The sequence below is a fragment of the Nocardiopsis sp. CC223A genome (assembly GCF_030766825.1).
GTDB lineage: Bacteria > Actinomycetota > Actinomycetes > Streptosporangiales > Streptosporangiaceae > Nocardiopsis.
The window spans coordinates 26,033-44,326 of record NZ_JASFDV010000007.1; the positions used below are offsets into that span (position 1 = coordinate 26,033).

At 73.3% G+C, this 18,294-nt stretch carries 12 protein-coding genes; 10 read left to right on the forward strand and 2 right to left on the reverse strand.

All coding sequences use genetic code 11. The features are described 5' to 3' along the window. Positions 1-49: 49 nt before the first annotated feature. Positions 50-241 (reverse strand): hypothetical protein, encoded by a 192-nt coding sequence (locus QJS33_RS04455; protein ID WP_306366557.1) that lies wholly within the window; start codon positions 239-241, stop codon positions 50-52. 1,699 nt (positions 242-1,940) lie between these two features. Between QJS33_RS04455 and QJS33_RS04460 the strand changes: the two genes are divergently transcribed. The 6 genes from QJS33_RS04460 (at position 1,941) to QJS33_RS04485 (ending at position 8,327) form a co-directional block, all read left to right on the forward strand. Further along, positions 1,941-2,270, forward strand: a complete 330-nt coding sequence (locus tag QJS33_RS04460; protein ID WP_306366558.1) for a hypothetical protein — start codon at positions 1,941-1,943, stop codon at positions 2,268-2,270. A 35-nt stretch (positions 2,271-2,305) separates the two neighbouring features. After that, positions 2,306-2,599: a pore-forming ESAT-6 family protein gene (locus tag QJS33_RS04465; protein ID WP_306366559.1), complete on the forward strand. Its 294-nt coding sequence runs from the start codon at positions 2,306-2,308 to the stop codon at positions 2,597-2,599. A gap of 62 nt (positions 2,600-2,661) precedes the next feature. Beyond that, a complete protein-coding gene (locus QJS33_RS04470; protein WP_306366560.1) occupies positions 2,662-3,639 on the forward strand; it encodes a TNT domain-containing protein in 978 nt (325 codons plus the stop codon). Positions 3,640-3,784: 145 nt separating this feature from the next. Then, on the forward strand, positions 3,785-5,110 hold the full coding sequence (gene eccD / locus QJS33_RS04475; protein WP_306366561.1) for a type VII secretion integral membrane protein EccD: 1,326 nt from the start codon (positions 3,785-3,787) through the stop codon (positions 5,108-5,110). 11 nt (positions 5,111-5,121) lie between these two features. Then, complete coding sequence (locus tag QJS33_RS04480) at positions 5,122-6,006, forward strand: ATPase (protein WP_306366562.1); 885 nt, start codon at positions 5,122-5,124, stop codon at positions 6,004-6,006. 2,066 nt (positions 6,007-8,072) lie between these two features. Continuing rightward, positions 8,073-8,327, forward strand: a complete 255-nt coding sequence (locus QJS33_RS04485; RefSeq protein WP_306366563.1) for a hypothetical protein — start codon at positions 8,073-8,075, stop codon at positions 8,325-8,327. 310 nt (positions 8,328-8,637) lie between these two features. Here the strand turns inward: QJS33_RS04485 and QJS33_RS04490 are convergent, their stop codons facing one another. Continuing rightward, complete coding sequence (locus tag QJS33_RS04490) at positions 8,638-9,345, reverse strand: hypothetical protein (RefSeq protein ID WP_306366564.1); 708 nt, start codon at positions 9,343-9,345, stop codon at positions 8,638-8,640. Positions 9,346-9,536: 191 nt separating this feature from the next. Here QJS33_RS04490 and QJS33_RS04495 point away from each other — a divergent pair, with 191 nt between their 5' ends. The 4 genes from QJS33_RS04495 (at position 9,537) to QJS33_RS04510 (ending at position 18,224) form a co-directional block, all read left to right on the forward strand. Beyond that, a complete protein-coding gene (locus QJS33_RS04495) occupies positions 9,537-12,377 on the forward strand; it encodes a sigma-70 family RNA polymerase sigma factor (RefSeq protein WP_306366565.1) in 2,841 nt (946 codons plus the stop codon). Positions 12,378-12,575: 198 nt separating this feature from the next. Continuing rightward, the gene (locus tag QJS33_RS04500; RefSeq protein WP_306366566.1) at positions 12,576-14,264 is read left to right on the forward strand and encodes an NYN domain-containing protein; all 1,689 of its coding nucleotides are present in this window, start codon (positions 12,576-12,578) and stop codon (positions 14,262-14,264) included. A gap of 32 nt (positions 14,265-14,296) precedes the next feature. Continuing rightward, on the forward strand, positions 14,297-14,860 hold the full coding sequence (locus tag QJS33_RS04505) for a hypothetical protein (RefSeq protein WP_306366625.1): 564 nt from the start codon (positions 14,297-14,299) through the stop codon (positions 14,858-14,860). 778 nt (positions 14,861-15,638) lie between these two features. Next, positions 15,639-18,224, forward strand: coding sequence for a ribonucleoside-diphosphate reductase subunit alpha (locus QJS33_RS04510; protein ID WP_306366567.1), 2,586 nt, complete (start codon positions 15,639-15,641; stop codon positions 18,222-18,224). Positions 18,225-18,294: the final 70 nt, after the last annotated feature.

Consider the following 18,294-nt stretch of genomic DNA (forward strand, 5'->3'; position numbering starts at 1 on the left):
GGAGCGCCACCCTGGGCGAACGCCACAGCGTGAGGAGCCCGCTGCCCCGCTACAGACCGAGCCGGGTCACGAGCGCCACCGCGAACACCACGCACACAGCGTTCGCGAACAGGCCCATGTACCAGCCGGTGATGCCGATCAGTGGCGCGGCCGCCAACGCGAGGGAGATGACGAGAAAACGGGCGACCGTGACGGTGACGGCGAACGCCGGTGCGGACGGGCGCCGGGTGAACGACGGCAAGGGGGCCTCCAGGGATGCGGTCCTCCCACAGGCTCACATCGCGGCCACCCCGGGCCGCAATCCGGAGGCCTCCGGAGATCCACCGGATGGACCGCCACCACCATCCCGGTGGTGCTCCCACTCCCGACCCGGCGGTACTTCCCTGAAATTCTTCTCCTCCGAACCTGCTACAAGCTCGGCCCCGCCCGGAGCCCCCGGCCCCTGCCGGAGGGCGTCGCGCCGCCCCCGCCCCGGGGGGTTGTTCACCCGCCCGGGAACCCCGGCCATAGCCGGGAGGAGAACCGGAGTCCTTCGCGCCAGGGGGTTGTTCACCCGATCGGAGTGCCCGGCCGTAGCCGTGTCACGCCAGTGGGGTGCCCGGCCATAGGGGGGGTTCGCGACAGAGGTGAAGGTTTCCAAAAGCTCAGCCGCTTGGAAACGGACGGGGCGCTACGCGTGGGCCCGGCCCCGGCCGCAGTCGGCGCCCGGCAGAGTGTGGAGAGCATCGTTGGGCGCCCGTCCCGGGTGGTGGGGGTGTGATTGCCGGAGCCGGGTGCACGTGGAGCGTGCACACCCGCACCGCTCGGGGCGGGAGGCAATGGTCCGCCTGCAAACGGCGGGATGCTCCACGCTCGTTTGAAAGCCCGACCACAGACGGGGTGACCCCGGCGGTGCCCACCCTCCGTCACCGAAGGGGGGTGGACCCGGCCGTGCCCGCCACCTTCACCCCAAGGGGTGTGGCGGCACGTTTCCACTGACCTCAAGCCCAGTGGCGAAGGTCGCGCGCACGCCTTCCGACACCCCGGGCGGCCAGGGACCGGCGCAGGCGGCCGACGGGCGGACGGGCGGAGCGTGTCGGCGGTGGACGTCCCCCCGTGACTGCGCCCCGACGCGCCCACCAGCCCCGACCGGCTGTTCTGCCGCGTCCACGGCCGCTCCGAGAACGCCTCGCAGTTCATCCCGGGCCGGCCCTACTCCTTCGTGGTGGCCGCCCTGGAGACCGGGCGCAGCAGCTGGACGGCGGTGACGGACGCCGTCCGCCTGGGCCCGACCGACGACACCACCGCCGTCACCGCGACCCAGCTGCGCGGGGGCGGCGGGACCGCTCCCGCGGTCGTTCACGGGTGCTGCTCGCTCTCGTCGTCGGTGGGGGTCCGGGGCCCGGGCGAGAAAGCGGAGGGGCGGAAATCCGGCGGGGGCTCGGCGTCACCCAAAGGCTCCATGTGACGAGAATCACTATTGGCTGAACCCGTCTCGGAGATCGTCGACCACAGTTTTCCCAAAGCCGCCCGAGCTGTCGCGATATCCGCTTTGACCTGCGAATTCGTTCGCTCGGCAATGCGCCCGATCCGATTGCGCCCCGGATCGCCCGGTGCCGGGTCCCCGTCCCCCGGATCCCCCGAGGCGAGCGGCCCCGCAGCCGCTCCCTCGGTCGTTCCCGCGTCCTCGCCCTCCGGGACCCCGTCCCCGTCCTCGGGCTCCATTACCTCGAACTTCACCCCGCGCCCACCCCTTTGTCCACAGGTTGTCCACAGGTCGCCGACATGCCTATTTCTCCGACCGTGACCGCTTGTAGTATGCAGATCCTCCCTATAGGGGCTATCGGGTTCCTTGTGCGACTCTGCGGTCGTTCTTCTGAACTGTCGGCACGCTGTGTGCATCCTCCTTCTACGAGAGGCGACAGCTTCGCGAGGACCCCCGAGAAAGAACAGGTGAACGGATGTCACGTTGGGAAGTCGGCGACACCACGCTGGCCACTCTGGGGCAGAACACGTCGGGCTCGGGCGATGAGCTCAGCTCGCTGATCCAGCAACTCGTCCAGGCGGCCGAGCCGCTCGTCGGCAAGTTCGACGGTGCGGGCAAGGGCGCGTTCGACTCCTTCAAGGCCCGCGCCGACGAGATCACCGCGGACCTGCGGGCCGGACTCGGCTCCATCCAGGTCGGCCAGGAGGGCATGAACACCGCGTTCGTCAGCGGTTCGGACACCATGGCCGACGACGCGAACGCCAACATGGGCGCGGCCAACTTCGACGCCGCCAAGTTCCGCTGACCCCCCCGGCCCCCGAACCCCCGAGGAGCTTCCAGATGAAGAATGCTTACGACGTCGGGGCCTCGCAGGAGGCCCAGGGCAACATCAACACCATCATGAACCGGCTCGAAGCCATCATCGGCGAGCGCGACACCGACGTCAGCTCCGCCATGGCCGAGTTCGAGGCCACCGGTGTCTCCGAGGAGTACAGCGCCAAGGAGCTCAAGTGGCACAACGCGGCCAACGAGGTCCGGGACATCATCCGGCTCGTCCGCGAGACCCTTGAGACCAACGACTCCACCGCACAGGAGACCCTGAGCCGCGCCAACTCCGCGGTCCAGAACATCTGACGCCGCATCCGGGCCCCTGAACCGGGCGCCGGCAGGGTAACGAGAACCGACGAGGAGTACGGGTGGCACGCGACTACGACAGCCAGCTGCTGGAGTCCGTCGCCGTACGCCGACAGCGACTGCGCGAGGCGGTGCTCTTCGGCGGGCAGCGCACTCGGCGCCGCCTCGACGAGAACATCGCCAAGGTGATGATCAGCGCCTGCCTCGCCGCCGTGGTCTGCGGCGGGACGGTCGGCTGGTCGTTCGTCAGCCATCAGCTGGGCGCCCAGCGCATCGAGCGGGAGCAGGAGGCCTCCGGCCCCGCCAACCGCGCGCTCCCGTCCACCCCGGGCGACTGGGTCGGCGCCGAGGTCGGCTTCGACCAGCTCCGCACGGAACTCGACGCGGCCGGGGTCCCCGGGAGCCTCTACGTGCTCCCCGGGGACCCGCGGCCCGAACCCGGCACCGTCGACAGCTACTACCTCGTCACCGAGGACGAGGAGGGCTACATGGCGGTGTCCGTCATCGACTACGACCAGGGCCGCCCCGGACCCGAGTTCAGCACCGAGGACGAGGCCGCGCGCTGGCTCCACCGGGAACTCGCCACCACCGAGCCCGACCCCCAGCGACTCGGCACCGCCGAGGAGGCCGAGATCGCCGAGGCCACCACCGAACTCGTCGACACGGTCCGCGAGAACCTCGAACAGCGCAGTGGCGGCTCCTACCTGCACACCCTCGAACCCGGGGACGTGGTGGACGCCTTCGGCCAGGAGAGCGGACGCCGCCTCTACCCCGACGGCACCCCCTTCGCCGAGCGCGGACTGCCCGAGTACGCGCGCAGCGGCGCCGACGACGCCCCGCTCTACCACCGCTACCGGGTGATCCACCCCTTCCAGGTGACCGCCACCACCGCACCCGCCGAAGGCGACGCGCCCGGCGGCGGCCTCCAATTCACCCTCGACACGGCCGGGTTCGGTGAGGTGCCCCCCGTGCCCACCCTCCGCTGGCTCATCGGCAACGGCTACGTCGAACGCGTCGCCGTCACCGACGTGCCAACCTGACCCCCGGACCCCCGGACCCCCGGACCCCCGAACCCCCGGACCCCCGGACCCCCGAACCCCTGGACCTCCGAACCCCTCGGACCCGGAACGGACACCGCGCACCGGCGCGACCGCACAACACCGAACACAGCAGGATGGGAAGGCCATGACCGCTTGGAGCCGCGTGACGCTCGTCGGCGAGGAGCGCAGGGTGGACGCGGTCCTGCCCGCGGGAGAACCCGTGGGCGCGCTCATGCCGGAGGTGCTCGAACTCCTCGGCGACCCCGTCGAGAACCCGGCGCGACTGCGCCACCTGGTCACCGCGTCCGGGACCGTCCTGGAGGGCGAGGCCACCCTCGCCGACCGGCAGATCACCGATGGCGCGGTGCTGCGCCTGGTCCGGGCCGAGGAACCGGTGCCCGCACCGGTCGTCCACGAGGTGCCCGAGGCCGTCTCCAAGGCCATCGACGACCACAGCGGCCGCTGGAACCCCGTCGCCGCCAGGTGGACCGCGACCGGGTCGCTCGTCGCCCTCGCCCTCACCGGCGCCTGGACCGCGCACCTGTACGCGCCCTCCACCGGCGGCATGGTCGGGCTCGCCGTGGCCGCCGCCCTGCTCATGGTGGCGGGGGCCGTCATCGGTCCCACCTGGCGCGAAGCGCTGGGCACCGCGCTGTCCATCACCGGGGCCGCCGTCGGCGGGCTCACCCTGTGGCTGGCCTGCGACCTGTTCGGGTGGCCCGAATGGGCGCGCTGGGGCGGGCTCGCCGCCCTCATCGCCGTGCTCGTCCTGCTGCTTGGCCTCACCTCCGGCCTGGGCCGGGGCGGGCTCACCGGCGGCGGCGCCGGTCTGGCCCTGGCCGTCGTGTGGTCGGCCGCCGCAGCGCTGGGACTGCCCGCCTACCAGGTCGCGGCCGTCATGACCGTGGCGTGCGTGGTGCTGCTCAGCATGCTGTTGCGGCTGGCCCTGATGTTCTCCGGTCTGGCCGTGCTCGACGACAAGCGCAGCTCCGGCGACTCGGTGACCCGCGGCGACGTGCTCGCCTCCGTGGCGGGCGCGCACCGCAGCCTCGTCATCGCCACCCTCGCGGTGGCCGTGGCCACCGCGACCGCGGGCATCGGGCTGGCCACGCACTTCGACCCGTGGACGGCCGGGCTGTCCGCGGTGCTGGCCATCGTGGTGGCCAGCCGGGCACGGCTGTTCCCACTGGTGGCACAGAAGGCGGCGCTCACCGCGGCGAGCCTGGTGGTGCTGGCGGCGTTCCTGTTCTCCTGGACACAGGCGTACTCGTGGGGGGTGTGGCCGGCACTGGGTATCGCCGTGGCGGTCGCCGCCATCCCCGTGGTGGTGCTGTCCGTGGAGCAGCCGGAGCACGTGCGGGCCCGGCTGCGCGGGGTCACCAGCAGATTCGAGGCCGTCGCCGTCGTGGTGCTGGTGCCGTTGGCCATCGGCGCGTTCGGCACCTACCAGCGCCTCCTCGGCACGTTCTGAGAGGGGCGCCGATGAACACCGAACAGGTCGGGCAGAGCGTCACGCCGGTCTCCGGCGACCGGTGGGCGCGCCGGGTGGGGCGCGCCGTGCTGCGGCCGTTCCGGCCGGTGGACGAGGTGGCCCGCACCATCGCCCTGGGGGCCGGGCTCCAGCGGTCCACGGCCACCGGTCGGCGGATCGCCGTGGACGACCTGGGGACGGGCGCCGACGCCGCGGTGGTGGCGGCGCTGATGGCCCGGGCGCTCGCGCACTTCCGCCACGACCGGGTGCTGGCGGTGGACGCCACCGGGCGGGAGCCGTCGCTGGCCACCCGGCTGGGGGCGGCGGGACCGGGGGACCTGGCGCGGACGGACGCGGCCGTGTTCGAGACGGTGTGCGAGGGGCTGGGGGAAGTCACCGACCGGCTGTGGACGGCGCGGACCGACCCGGCCGACGCCGACGCGTACGCCGCGGGGCTACTGCCGGTGTCCCGGTTCTTCGGGGTGACCCTCGTGGTGGGGGAGCACGGCGGCGGATTCCTGGAGACGGTGGCGCCGGGCGCGCACGCGCGGGTGCGGGTGGTGCGGGCGACCCGCGACGCGGTGCTGCGGGTCGGCCGGGAACTGGACGTGATGGCGGCGGAGGGACGCTCCCGGGAGGCGGAGCGGACCGTGGTGGTGGTCTTCGACCAGGAGCGCGGTGAGGACCGGGGACTGGACGTGGCGCGCACGGCGAAGATCATCGCCGAGAGCGGCGCGGAGGTGATCGCCCTGCCGCACGACCGCCACCTGGCGCAGGGGACGGCGGTGCTGCCGCGCCGGATCGCGGAGAACACGCACCGGCTGGTGCAGACGGTGGCGGTGGCGGCACTGGACCGCGCGATCGACGGCGGCCCGAGCACGGGGAGCGGACGATGAACCGGTACGAGCAGAACCCGGAACCCGCCGAGGGGGAGCCCAACCCCCAGGCGCCGGACATCCCGCCCCCGGCCTACGCCCGACCGGACCCGAACACGCCTGGTCGGCCCTATCCCCCGAGCGACCACCCGCATCCGCACACGCCGTCGGGTGGTCAGCCGGGGTGGAGCGCACCCTCGGGTGGTCAGCCGGCTCGGGGGCCCGTGCCGGACCACTCGCATCCGCACACGCCTTCAGGCGCGCAGCCGGGGTGGTTCCCTGCTCCGGACCACCCGCATCCGAACGCTCCTTCGGGTGCGCAGCCGGGGTGGGGTTCGCCTTCGGGTGGTCAGCCGGGGTGGAGCGCACCCTCGGTTGGTCAGCCGGGTCGGGGGCCCGTGCCGGACCACTCGCATCCGCACACGCCTTCAGGCGCGCAGCCGGGGTGGAGCCCACCCTCGGGTGGTCAATCGGCTCGGGGGCCCGTGCCGGAGCAGCCGCATCCGCATACGCCTTCGGGTGCGCAGCCGGGGTGGAGCGCACCCTCGGGCGGCCGTCCGAACCCCGCCGTGTCCGGCGGGCCGAGACACCCCTACCCGGCGAACACCGGTGAAAGCGGTCCGCGGAACCCGAACGCGCCCGCGGGAGGACGACCCGGATGGGGTACGCCGTCCGGCGGGCAGCAGGGCTGGAGAGATCCGTCCGGTGCACAGCGCCCCGTGGTCCCCGGCGGGCCGGGGCATCCTCGCACGCCGACGGGCCAGGGCGCCCCTTCGGGCGAGCAGCCCGGATGGGCGGATCCCTCCGGCGGGCAACAGGCTCAGGGCACCCCTTATCCCGGGGGCACCGCGCAGGGAGGCCCGGGTGCGCCCGGGCACCAGGGCTTCGTACCGGGGCGGCGTCAGTTCGAGCGGGAGCAGCCCTGGACCCCGTACTCCGCCGGGGCGTCCGGTCCACAGCCGCAGCCGCCCCCGCAGACCTTCGCACAGGATTCGGTCGCCGAGGCCTTCCTCAGCGGCACGCCCATGCCCCAGCGCGAGGCGCCGCAGCGGACCCCTGAAACGCGGTGGTCTTCCGAGACCCGGCCCCCCGAACCCCGGTACGACGTGCCGGGGCCTCAGGCCGCGGCCGCGCCGCCGGCGGCCCCCGCCCCGGAACGACTCCGTCCGGAACCGCCTCAGGCCGAGGGCTGGACCCGCGCCCCGCGCGTGGTCGGCCCACCGCGCCCCGCCGACCCGGGTGTCGTCAACCCCTGGGGGGAAGAGGAGCCCGCGGACCCGGACGCCGAGGAGACGGATGTCTTCCTGGTCATGAGCGCCGACCGGCGTGCCCGCGCGGAGAAGAAGGACGGAGAAGCGGAGACAGAGGGCTCCCGCGGCACCGCGACGGAGGAGGCGGCGGCTGAGACGCCCGAACCTGAACCCGAACCTGATCCTGATCCCGAACCCGAGCGCGAAGATTCCCTGCTGTATCGCGGGGTGTCACTGTTCGCGCCGGAGGAGGACGAGCGCCCCCGCGCCGCCGCACCCGCCGAGGTTGAGGAGCGGTCCGCGGAGTCCGCCCCCACCCGCGAGGCCGCCGGTGGGTCCGCTGCGGTGGACGAGCCTGTGGCCGAGGCGGAGCCGCTCGCTGCCGGGGCGCAGGTCCCGGGTGGGGATCCGGCTGGGGACACCGTGCGTCTGGATGCCGGGGTCATCGCTTCCCTGGAGGCGGCCCGTGCGGCCGCCGGGGAGCCGGACCCCGCCGCCACACCGTCCTCGCCCGGGACGAACGGTCCTGCGGCGCCTGCACAGCGCGGGGCGGTCGAGCCCGTCGCGGCACAGGACCCCACGGCGGTTTCCGGGGCCCGGGCGGCCGATCCCGCCGGTACGGCGGACGGGTGGCCCGGTGCTGCGGCCGCCGGCACGGAAGCGCCTGCGGAGGACCTCGGGGAACCGGCGGCGGCCGGTGGGCGGCCGCATACCGCAGCCCCCGCGGTCCCCGCAGCCCCCGCGGTCCCCGCAGCCCCCGCAGCCCCCGCAGTGTCCGCAGTCCCCGCAGCCCCCGCGGTCCCCTCAGTCCCCGCAGCACCCGCGGAGGACTTCGGCGTGCGTGCGGCGGGCGGCCAGGCCGCCGCCGGGTATCCCGGGGTCCCCGGGATGCTGTCGGAGCGGGGCGCGGCCGGCGGGGCCGGGGACGCGGCGTCCGCTTTCCTCGCCGGGCGGGGCGCGGACTCCTTCACCTCGCTGTACGCCGCCCCCGGCGGCTACGAACAGCGTCTCGCCGCCGTCAAGCCGGTGCCGACCTCGGTCTGGAAGCGCACCGTCTTCACCGTCACCGGCGGCCGGGTCAACCCCGGCTGAGGTCCCGTCATCGGTTCACAGGATGAAGGAGGCGCGCCCACCTCCCCAGCGGACGCGCCTCCCCGGGACGCCGTGACGGCGCCCCCGGTCGCCGGACGTCGCGGACCGCCCCTCGGGGCCAGAAGATCCGCGGTCGTCGTCCGGCGGGGCCGACCCGGTCCGTCCCCTCAGCGGAACCCGGTCGGCCCTGTCGCCCGGTACCGGGCCCAGCCCCCCTCAAGGCGGGCCGCGCGGTGCCGGGCCTACCGCCCCGCGCCGGGCCCAGCCCCCCTCAAGGCGGGCCGCGCGGCGCAGGGCGGCGTTCATGCGGTCACGGCGACCGACCCCCCAACCGGTCGATCAGTGACAGCGCCCCCTGATGGGTGGCGGGCAGTGATGTGGCCCACACCGCGGCCCCGTGCTCCCAGCCGGGCCCGCTGCGCAGCCGGTCCAGTTCGCCGTCCAGGTCGGGTCCGTCCGGGGCGAGGACTGCGATCCGCCCCCGCCCCAGCACGCAGACGGACTCCCCGCGGGTGAAGAACCGGGACAGCTCGTACGAGAGCACGATCATCCGCGCCACCCGCCGCCACGGGTCCAGTGCCGGGTCGAGCAGCACCACGACCAGGCGATGACCCGTCCCGTCCGTGTTCCGGTACAGCTCGCCCAGCCGGGTCCGCAGGTATTCGAGCGTGCCCAGCCCGGTGAGCGGGTCCAGACAGGTCTCCCGGTCCCGCCCTGCTTCCGCCCAGCCCTCGGCCAGCGCCCGAACCAGCTCCAGGGGAGGATCGCACCACCCGGCGACCTCGGTGAACGCCGCCAGGTCGGTCAGGCTCTCGCCGATCCCGAGTCCGGCGCGCGCCCGGGCCTGGCCCAGCCGCGCGCACGCCTGCGGTAGGTCCCCGCCGGTGAGGAACGCCGCGCACACCAGGTCCACGGTCGGCGTCCACCAGTCCTCGGGTGTCGTCCAACCGGTCTCCCGGCTCCTGCGTTCCCATGGGGTGCGCAGTCCGCGAACCGCCACGGTGTCCGTCTCGGCCATGCTCTCCTCCCCTCCCGGCACGCGGTCGGGCCCGTGCCCCCGCAACAGGCCCTCCCGCGCGCTCTCACCCTGATTACGGAGATCGGTGGCGGCGATGACGCGGATACGGGATATTTCTTTGACGTGTTTTTTCGCAGGCCGAGAACCCCTGACTGCTTCGGCCCCCAACCACACGAGAAAGGGACGTTCGGGTGTCCGACGCCGAGGCTGACCACACCGAGGTACTGACGGGTGACGCCGAGTACATTCGCCGTGTGCGGGAGGGCGAGACCTCCGCATACGCCGTCCTGTACGAACGCCATGCCGCCTGCGCCCGCGGCCTGGCCCGGCAGCTGCTGCGCGGGGACGCCGAGGTGGAGGACGCGGTCGCCGAGGCGTTCACCCGGGTGCTCAGCGTCATCCAGCGGGGCAAGGGCCCGACGGACTCGTTCCGGCCCTACCTGCTCACGGCGGTCCGCAACGCCGCCTACGACCGCGGGCGCGGGGAGAAACGCCAGGTCGTCACGGACGACATGGAGAGCCTCGACCCGGGCGTCCCCTTCGTCGACCCCGCTCTGGAAGGCCTGGAGCGCTCGCTGATCGCCCGCGCCTTCCTCTCCCTGCCCGAACGCTGGCAGGCGGTGCTGTGGCACACCGAGATCGAGGGCGCCAAACCCTCGGAGGCCGCCGCGATCCTGGGTCTGAACCCGAACGGCGTGGCGGCACTGGCCTACCGTGCCCGGGAGGGCCTGCGCCAGGCCTACCTCCAGATGCACCTGGCGGGCGGCACCGTCCCCGAGGCCTGCCGCCCCACGGTGGGTCTGCTCGGCGGGTACGTCCGGGGCGGCCTGGCCAAGCGCGACACCGCCAAGGTCGACAAGCACCTGGACGGCTGCGCGGACTGCCGTGAGGTGTACGCGGAGCTGATGGACGTCAACGTCGGTCTGCGCGGGGTGGTCCTGCCCCTGGTGGTCGGCGTCGGAGCCACCGGCTACCTGGCCCTCACCCCGGGCGGTGCGGCCACGGGTGCCTGGTGGAGCCGGATGTCCCGCCGTCAGCAGCAGGCCACGGCGGGCGGCGTCGCCGCGGCCGGGGTGGCGGTCGCGGTGGCCCTGGCCCTGGTGGGCGGCCAGACCCCGGTCCCGCCCGCGAACGAGGCGGCCCCCGCGGAGGTCCCGGCGATCCAGCCGCCCGCCGCCGCCCCCGATCCGGACACCCCGCCCGGAGAGCCCCGGCGGCCGACCGACCCGCCGGCCCGGAACCCCCAGTCCCCGCCGCGTCCGGGCGAGCCCGACCCGACCCCGGCGGTGACGCCCGCGGACGTCCCCGAGGAGGAGGTGCCGGCGGAGGAGGTGCCCCAGGCGCTGTTCGCGGTGGGGATCGACCCGGTGGGCGCCCTGGTCCCGGGCGGCTCCGGGATCATGGTCCTGGACGTGCGCAACCTGGGCGCGCCCACGCTCGACGAGGTCGTCGCCATGATCACCCTGCCCCCCGGCGTGGACATGGTCTCCTCCGGCGGTGCGGGCAACGCGGTGCGCCTGGTCGACGGTGAGGGGGACTGGAGCTGCGCGGCGGACTCCGACGGCGGCGAGTGCGTGCGCCCGGCGATGGGCGCGGGCGAGAACAGCACCTACTTCTTCGACGTGACCGTGTCCCCGGACGCCCGGCTCGACGTGCCCGCCTCGGCGACGGTGTCGTCGGGCACGGTGAGCACGGCCGCCACCGGAGAACGGGGCGTCACCGCCGAGGGTGTGCCCGCCCGGTACGCGACGGCTGGCCGGGTGACGGTGGAGACCGTCGGCAACTCCCTGATGACCTGTACCGAGCCGGAGGACGCGTGGCCCTGGCCGTGGTGGGGCCGCGGCGCCCCTGAGGCCGACCCAGACCCCGATTCCTCACCCGACCCCGAATCCTCACCCGACCCCGATTCCTCACCGGGGCCTGAATCCTCGCCGGACCCCCGGGACGACGCCGACCTGGCGCGCGCCCCCCGGGACCCGGACCCGGCCGAGTCCGGTCCGCCGGGCCTCGGACCGGACGGTGCCCTGCCCGGGACGCCGGAGACCTCCGGGGAGGAAGGGGCCGGTGAGTCCTCCGTTCCGGAGGTGACCCCATCGGAGCCGGAGGCCGGACCCGGTGACGATGCGGTCACGGAACCCGGCGGCCAGAGCCCGTTGGACCACGACCGGGAGCCGACCGCGGAGCCGACGCCGGGGTCGGAGGAACCGGAGGAGACCGTCCCGGACGGCCCGTGCGCCCAGGCGCGCGAGCGCCGGGGGGACGCCCGGGACAACGACAACTGGGTGATGGCCCCGCGCGACGACGACTGGAACCCCACCACCACCTCCTCCAGCTCCGCCGTCTGGAGCCTGCCCGAGGGCGCCCGGGTGCGCTGGGCGGGCCTGTACTTCTCGGCCGCGGGCTCCCACGACTCGCACACCGCGCGGATCAAGGGCCCGGCGGAGGACGTCTACCACACGGTCACCGCCACCGACGTGCGCTCGGCCGAGCTGCCGGGCTTCCCCGCCTACCAGGCGTTCGCCGACGTCACCGATATCGTGCGGGCCCAGGGCGGCGGCCAGTGGTGGGTCGGCGACGTCCCGGCCCTGGAGGGGCGCGCCCTGTACGCAGGGTGGAGCCTGGTGGTCGTCCTGGAGGACCCGTCGATCGGCGCCTACAACCAGGCGATGGTCCTGGACGAGACCGGGGCGGTGTTCCACGACGCCTCCGGGCTGCGCTTCCCGGTGTCGGGCCTGCTGCCCGCGTCGGTCTCCGCGCAGGTGGACGTGGTCGCCTGGGAGGGCGACGCGGACCTGGGCGGCGACCGGGTGGTGGTGGACGGGGTCGCCGCGGCGCCCGCGGACGGCCACGGGACGGCCGACAACGTGTTCGCCGGGTCGGCGCGGGGGGCGGTGGGGGACCCGTTGGCCTTCGGCACCGACATCGTCCGGTTCGCCCCCGTGCTGGGCAGGGAAACGGACATCCGAATCCAGTCGGAACAGGACGCGGTGTTGGCCGGAGTGGTCGCCCTGGTGGCCCCGATGCGGACCTGAGACCCCGCCCCGGCAAAGGAGACCCGGTACCGCTGGGAAGGCGTTCGCGGGTGCCTTCCACATGGGTCTCCTGACACCCGGTTCTCCCAACCGTGACTGTCCGTGTTCACAAGGAGCACGCAAAACCATACAGACTTGGCTAGGCTGTGCCCCGGTCATGGATATGGCCCCAGAGTCAACAGGGAAGGGGGCGATGTCGTGGACCGTTGCGCGTTGTTCGTCGACGCGGGATACCTTCTCGCGGACGGCGCGATGGCCGTGCACGGAACCCGCAACCGGGACTCCGTCTCCTGGGACTACTCCGGTCTCGTGCAGTTCCTCAACGAGGTCGCACGCGACCGCACCGGCCTGCCCTTGCTGCGCTGCTACTGGTACGAGGCGGTCTCCGACGACCGCCGCACCCAGGAGCAGGACGGCATCGCGGACATCCCCGGCGTGAAGTTCCGTGCCGCGCGGATCAGACCGGGCCGCCGCGAGGGCGTGGAGAGCTACGTCCAGCGCGACCTCGCCGCCCTGGCCCGGACCGGCGCCCTGTGCGACGTGGTCCTGGTCAGCGGGGACGAGGACATGGCACCGGTGGTCGCCGAGGTCCAGGACATGGGTGTGCGCGTCACCGTCGTGCACGTCTCGGTCGAAGGCAACTGGACGATCTCCCGCGCGCTGCGCCGGGAGTGCGACGACCTCATCGAGATCGGCGCCGGGCACCTGCGCCCGCACGTCAGCCTGCTCTCGGGCGGCTCCGCCCCCCAGGAGACCGCGGCCAAGACCACCACCCCGTTCGCCAACGGCCGGGGGCACTCCGCACCCGAGACCCCGCGCCGCCCGGTCGCCACCGCCCAGCCCGGGGGCTCCCGGGTGGAGCCGGTCGACACCTCCACCGGCGGTCTGGAGGCGATGTTCGCCGGGACCGGCGGGCAGCCGGTCGCCCAGGGCACCGCCATGGAGCAGCTGCGCGCGATGCGCCGCACCCTGGCCCAGCAGCGCGGCGGCGGAGACCACCTCGCCGGACCGGCGACCGAGGGGCGCGGCGGCGCCATCGACGCCAACGGGTTCCCCTCCGGCGGCCAGCCGTCCGCCGCGGGCGGCGGCGGTTACCCGCCGCAGACCGGCGGCTACCCGGCCACCGGGGGCCACCCGTCGCTGCGCGGCGACCAGGGCGGGTACGGCGTGCCCGGCCGGCAGTCGCAGTCGATGACCGGGCCCCAGCAGGCGTTCTCGGCGGGGACGGGGCCGCAGCAGTCCTTCGCCGCGGGCACCGGGCCCCAGCAGTCGTTCGCCAACGGTACGGGGCCCCAGCGCTCCTTCGCCGACGACGGGCGCCAGCAGCAGTCGTTCCCCAACGGGACGGGCCCCCAGCGCTCCTTCGCCGACGACGCACGCCAGGGGCACCCGCCACCCAGAGCGGGGCAGCCACAGGACCCGAGGTTCCCCGGCGGGAACGACCCCGGGTACGGGGGTGCGAACGACGCAAACCCTACCTATGGGACCAGTACGGCAACTGACGCCGCCTCCCATGGCGGGGTGGGCTCCTACGGGGGCGCACCGCCGACTGGTCCCGCCCATGAGGCCGGGTTCGGGACATCCGGATATCACGAATCCCGACCCGGTCCCGGATATCCCCAGCAGACGCCCTCCGTCGCGCATACCGTTGACGAAGCGGTGCATGTCGCGCGCAGGGAAGGGAACGACTTCGCGGAGTCGATCGCGCGCGAAGCCCCCGCCCTGTGGGTCGAGGCCGTTCTCGCCCGCAGGCCCCGGATGCCCTCCGACCTGGAGGCGCGTCTGCTCCAGGGGTCCTCACTGCCGATCGACCACCTGTTGCGCGACGAGGTCCGGGACGGGCTGCGCCAAGGGTTCTGGCAGGCGTTGGAGCGTGCCAGGCGCTAGCGCCGCGTGCGAATGCGGAAGGTGGACGGATGATGCGGGTGACCCGCGTGACGACGGCCGAGCTCGACCGTCTGGAATTCCACGCCGTCCGCTCGGGCGAACACGGCGAGGTCGCCGCGCGACTCCTCGATCTGGCCAACCGGGTCGACGCCGGGAGTGAGATCTCCCGCGCGGAGCTGTTCGTCCGGGCGGGCGAGCAGTGGGAGATCGCCCAGGAGTACGAGCGCGCCTGCGCCGCGTACCAGCGGGCGATCGACGACGGCGGCTCCACGGTCATCGACGCGCGCGCCCTGAGCGCCGGCGCCCTGCTCCAGCTCGACGAGATGGAACAGGCCAGGGCGCAGCTCAAACGGCTGGAGAGCGAGGAACCGCGCGGACTCCAGACCTACCTGCACGTCGCCGAGGCGCTGTACGCACACGACGACCTGGAGGGCGCGGAGCGGTGGGCCACCGAGGGGGCGCGCCGCTTCCTCGGCCGCGACCTCACGCCCTACGTCCACGACCTGCTGTGGGAGCTGCTGCGGATCCGCTTCCGCATCCGCGCCGACCGCGGCCTGCCCGAGGACGACCTGGACCGCCGCCTCGACGAGGAATGAGCCCGGGGGCGGGGCGGGGTGTCCGGGGATGTCCGGGTGCGTGTGCGAAACGCCCGTGACGAAGGTGACCTAGGTCGCTCCGGGCGCTCCCGGGGCCCGTGCGGGCGGTCGGCGCCGACCGGGTACGCCAGGTTCTCCGGGGCCGTCCGGCCGCGCGGTGGCGGGCTTCCCGGCCGGAGGCGCCCGCCACCGCGGCGGGGTCGGGCGCGAACCGCTCCGCGTGAGTCTTAGGCTTGCCAGGACCGCCCTCCGACGGGTCCCCGGGTGCCCCCGCCGGACCCGCTCCGGCCCCTGGGCGATGCCGTTCCACGTGCCCGGATACGTGCCCCCATACCACGGTCCGAGGGCGAGTTCGACGCTCATCGAAGAACGTGAGAAAACAACGACACGCCACTATCTTGCGATGGTTCCTAGCGGCACCCACTAGATGTAGTATCAACTCCCGCTGGTGCTTCACCCCTCGGGGTGGCAGGGAACGCCGGAGAGATCCCGGGACGACCCTGCCGGATCAGTGGTACGCGACCGCCGCGACCGGCCCGGAACCCCCGAGTTTCCGGGCGGCCGGACGACGGCCCGCGCGAACGAGAACCGAACACCGGCGCGCACGCATCGCCGTGCTGCGCTTGTAGGGAACGGGGGCTTGGGAGAGGGCGACCCGTGACACACCGCGACGACCGTACGCACCCGGTGCGCCGGTCGCCCAGTGGGCGCCGCACGACCCAGTAGCCACCGTCCCCACCCCGCCGGGACTTCTTCAATTCGAGGTTGGAGCCGCTGTATGACCCTTGACGTCGAGGCCGCGCCCGCATCCGTTCGGCCCGAGCCGATCACCGAGGGCGCGCCCCCCACCGCGCTCGACCGGATCGAGCACGTCGTGACCGAGGCCTGTGCGCGGCTGGCCGGTGTTTCGGCGGAGAAGGTCCTGGCGGAGGCCCGGCGCGGCCTGTACCCCGGCATCCCCGACTCCGAGGTCGAGCTGGCCCTCATCATGGCCGCCCGCAGCTACGTCGAGGTCGACCCGGACTACTCCTACGTCGCCGCCCGCCTGCTGCTGGACAAGCTGCGCAGCGAGGCCCTGAGCTTCATCGCCGGGGCCCCCGACGCCGCCACCCAGACCGACATGGCCGAGCGCTACGCCACCTACCTGCCCGCCTACATCGGCCGCGGCATCGACCTGGGCCAGCTCGACCCGGCCCTGGCCAAGTTCGACCTGGAGCGCCTGGGCAAGGCCCTGCACGCCGACCGCGACGAGCAGTTCACCTTCCTGGGGCTCCAGACCCTGTACGACCGGTACTTCCTGCACAGCGACGAGACCCGCTACGAGCTGCCGCAGGCGTTCTTCATGCGCGTCGCCATGGGCCTGGCCCTGAACGAGGACGACCGCGAGGCCCGCGCCATCGAGTTCTACGAGCTGCTGTCCTCGTTCGACTTCATGGCGTCCACGCCCACCCTGTTCAACTCCGGCACGGTCCGCGCCCAGCTGTCCTCCTGCTTCCTCACCACCATCGGTGACGACCTCCAGGCGATCTTCCACGGCATCAGCAACAACGCGATGCTGTCCAAGTACTCCGGCGGCCTGGGCAACGACTGGACCCCGGTGCGCGGCCTGGGCTCGCACATCAAGGGCACCAACGGCAAGAGCCAGGGCGTCGTCCCGTTCCTGAAGATCGCCAACGACACCGCGGTCGCGGTCAACCAGGGCGGCAAGCGCAAGGGCGCGGTGTGCGCCTACCTGGAGACCTGGCACATCGACATCGAGGAATTCCTCGACCTGCGCAAGAACACCGGCGACGAGCGCCGCCGCACACACGACATGAACACCGCGAACTGGGTTCCGGACCTGTTCATGCAGCGGGTGGAGCAGGACGGCCAGTGGACCCTGTTCTCCCCGAACGAGGTCCCCGACCTGCACGACCTGTACGGCACCGCCTTCGCCGAGGCCTACGCCTCCTACGAGAAGGCCGCCGACGAGGGCCGCATCAAGGTCTTCAAGCGGGTCCGCGCCGTCGACCTGTGGCGCCGCATGCTCACCATGCTGTTCGAGACGGGCCACCCCTGGATCACCTTCAAGGACCCGTCCAACCTGCGCTCGCCGCAGCAGCACGTCGGTGTGGTGCACTCCTCCAACCTGTGCACCGAGATCACGCTCAACACCGACTCCGAAGAGGTCGCGGTCTGCAACCTGGGCTCGGTCAACCTGGCCCGGCACACCGGCCCCGACGGCATCGACACCGAGCGCCTGCGCCGCACCGTCCGCACCGCCGTGCGGATGCTCGACAACGTCATCGACGTGAACTTCTACACGATCCCCGAGGCGGAGCGCGCCAACATGCGCCACCGCCCCGTGGGCCTGGGCCTGATGGGCTTCCAGGACGCGCTGTTCAAGCTGCGCCTGCCCTACGCCTCCCAGGGCGCCGTGGAGTTCGCCGACGAGAGCATGGAGCTGATCAGCTACCACGCCATCGAGGCCTCCATGGAGCTGGCCGCCGAGCGCGGCGCCTACGAGACCTTCGAGGGCTCGCTGTGGAGCCGGGGCATCCTGCCCATCGACTCCGTGAAGCTGCTCGCCAAGGAGCGCGGCGGCGACCTCGACATGGACCGCGGCCAGACCCTCGACTGGTTCTCGCTGCGCGAGAAGGTCAAGAAGACCGGCATGCGCAACTCCAACGTGATGGCGATCGCGCCCACCGCGACCATCGCCAACATCACCGGCGTCGGCCAGTCGATCGAGCCGGTCTACCGGAACCTGTTCGTCAAGTCGAACATGTCCGGCGACTTCACCGTCGTCAACGACTACCTGGTCCGCGACCTCAAGGCCCGCGGCCTGTGGGACGAGGACATGGTCTCCCAGCTCAAGCTGCACGACGGCAGCCTCGGACGGATCGACCGCGTGCCGGACGACCTGAAGGCGCTGTACGCCACGGCGTTCGAGGTCGACCCCGACTGGCTGGTCGACGCGGGTGCCCGCCGCCAGAAGTGGATCGACCAGGCCCAGTCGCTCAACCTGTACATGGCGGCCCCCAGCGGCAAGAAGCTGGACGCCCTGTACCGCCGCGCCTGGCGCTCGGGCCTCAAGACCACGTACTACCTGCGGTCGCAGAGCGCCACCCACGTCGAGAAGAGCACGATCAAGGGGACGGACGGGCGGCTGAACGCGGTTTCGGCCACTCCGGCGGCTCCGGTCGCGGCGGCTCCGGCCCCGACCCCCGCCCCGACGCCGACCCCCGCCCCTGCGGTGGCCGAGCGTCCGGCGCCCGTCGCCGAGCCGGTGCGGGAGCCGGTCCGGGACGAGGTGGACGAGTTCGAGATCGTCGAGGGGCAGGCCTGCTCCATCGACGACCCCGAGTGCGAGGCCTGCCAGTAGGACCGCCGACGTGATCCGGCCGCCCGCCCCGACCGGGGCGGGCGGCCCGCTCCAAGCCCCACGATGCGTT